1 protein-coding gene is annotated in these 1,752 nt (G+C 49.8%); it reads right to left on the reverse strand.

Annotated features, from left to right (window positions below; genetic code table 11):
- Positions 1 to 127: 127 nt before the first annotated feature.
- Entirely contained in the window at positions 128 to 1,351 is a 1,224-nt protein-coding gene (locus P9687_RS04685; RefSeq protein ID WP_013858393.1) for an IS110 family transposase, read from the reverse strand.
- Between the last annotated feature and the right edge of the window lie 401 nt (positions 1,352 to 1,752).

Consider the following 1,752-nt stretch of genomic DNA (forward strand, 5'->3'; position numbering starts at 1 on the left):
ACCAGTGACTTGGAAATTTTGTTGGCTCTATGTCGTAAAAATGGCAATACTGAACTAAGCCTCCAGATAATTGGAATAATCTGGAAGTTTTCAAGTTCAGGCTATCGATGATGGTTACCTGGTTACCTCATCGCGTCACCTTCTTTTTCGGCGCATAAATTTGATCGTTGCGGAGCAGCGCATCGATCAGGCGCACCAGTTTTCTTGCCGTTAAGACGAGGGCGCGTTTGTGTGAGTGCTTATGCACCTCACGATATTTCTTTTGGTAAAAGGCGCGGTACTCAGGTTCGTGTCGCCGGACCAGATTGGCAGCCTCAACCAGGTAATACCGGAGATAACGATTGCCTGTACGCGCAAGCATTTTGTCATCAGCCTCAAAATCACCCGATTGGTGGCGGGGCCAGAACAATCCAGCAAATTTTGCGATCGCGGCTTGGTCGTCAAAGCGCTCAATGTCGCCGATTTCAGCGAGAATCCCAGCACAGCTCACCGGGCCTATTCCCGGAATGGTCTGGAGGGTATTCGGGATTCCATCAAGAACGCGGGCAATCGCCTTATCCAAATCCTTGATTTGGCGTTTAAGATGCCGGATGATCTCAATAGAACTGCCCAGGACCAAGTCAATCGAATCCTCCACACATTTAGAAAGCCGGTAAGAGGACCGGGCAGCTTTTTGGATGGATGCGGCCAAATCCTCGGGATCGCTAAAGCGGCCATGGCCTTTGGTCTGGAGATACATCGCTAAGTCCTCCAGAGGCATTTGGGCAATTTCATCGAGGCTATAGGCCTCAAGCAAAAATTCCGTTATGGCATGGCCGAAGACCGGTGTATCCACTTCAAGGTTAAAGGCACTGAATTTGAAAAACAGATGATTCAAAAATACCTGTTGTTCCCGGGTTAAACTTTGAATCAGGTGATAGCGCATCCGTGTTAACCGTTGAAGGGCAAGGTATTGTTCTGACTGAATCACGGATTTCGGCAATCTCCCGAAACGCAAGCGGTCCGCAATTACCCAGGCATCTTTGGGATCGGTCTTGTCCATCTCGGCATAAGCCTTTTTGAAATTTCTCACCAGCTTCGGATTCAGGGTAAACACCTTTGTACGACGCTGTTTCAGCTCGGGATCTTCATGGAAAAACATTGCCGGGTGCCAACTATACACAGATGTGGCCTCCATGGCGATCTGGATGGTGTCATCCGCCTCCGCATGTTGGAGGATGGCGTCTCTTAACTCAGAGGCACCGGGAAGATTGTTTGTCACCGTTTGGGTGGCCAACGTTTCCCCCATTCCATCCATCAGGCAGGCATCGAGGTTTTTGGAGCTCACGTCAATACCGACAAATAAGGGCATATGATTTCCTCCTCTCTGTATTGGGATCGATGGAATCGGACGCTTCGGGATATCCCCAGATGGCTTGCCGATCTGTCAGCCTCGCGTATGAGAACTCATCCGGGCCGTGGGCTGCCTGGAACTGCTCATTTCCAGCACGGAGATCCGGAGGAACGGCCTACGGGTTAGACGTTCAAGCAAGAACCTGGGGATGCAGACTTTTCGAGTAGTCAGGCTACAAGGAGGGGAAGCATTGACCCAAACGATCCTAAGACCATTATCCGGGAACATCGCGAAGCGTCCAAGTCCGAACTTGTATTCCGGGCGAGCCCGGAATACAAAATCTTATATTCACTTGTCAATGAGCAGCAGAATGAACTGGAAATTGACATCCACTTTGGATTTAAACTTATTATACGAGG

It is taken from the genome of Weizmannia sp. CD-2023, assembly GCF_036225245.1.
Classification (GTDB): Bacteria; Bacillota; Bacilli; order Bacillales; family Bacillaceae_C; genus Weizmannia; species Weizmannia faecalis.

What these genes read in the sequence shown, in the direction of transcription:
- P9687_RS04685 (WP_013858393.1), bottom strand. Translation starts at nt 1,351, where the DNA reads ATGCCCTTATTTGTCGGTATTGACGTGAGCTCCAAAAACCTCGATGCC.